The following is a 575-nucleotide window of genomic DNA, read 5'->3' on the forward strand; positions in this document are numbered from 1 at the left end:
GTCACAGCGGAAGTCGCAGCACAAACGTTATCCAGTTATTTTTTTTCTTTTGCACTTGGCGTGGTGGTTTGGGGGCGGTTATGCGATGTGATGGGGAGGCGACCGGTAATTTTATTGGGTCTTGGGATATACCTGCTTGCTTCAATTGTCGCCGTGCTAAGTCATTCCTTTACTGTATTGCTGAGCGCGCGCGTTGTCGCGGCTTTTGGTGCAGCAGTTGGATCAGTAGGAACGCAAACAGCGATACGAGATTGTTTTAACGGAAAAGAACTGGCGCAGGTGTTTTCTCTGATGGGAATAGCAATGGCGATCAGTCCGGCAGTGGGAGTATTGAGTGGCACAGTGCTGACGCATTACTGGGGGTTCCAAGGGGTATTCTCCGGCCTTGCTGTGTTAGCTGCCACACTTCTCAGCTACGCAGCATGGCAATTGCCAGAAACCCGTCCTCTACAGAGAGTACAGAGTCCCTTTTTTCGTACTTTCAGATGCATGTTAAAAGACGGTGATATCTGGCGTAGCGCTGTGCTGATCGCATTGCTCAATATTTGCATGTTTGGCTATTATCAGCTTGCTCC

General features: G+C 49.6%; 1 protein-coding gene. It reads left to right on the top strand.

Going from position 1 to position 575, the window contains the following annotated elements; translation table 11 throughout:
• On the top strand, positions 1–575 hold a 575-nt coding region (locus J5224_RS34270), incomplete at both ends, for an MFS transporter (RefSeq protein WP_264629298.1).

This window comes from Candidatus Symbiopectobacterium sp. NZEC135 (genome assembly GCF_025962695.1).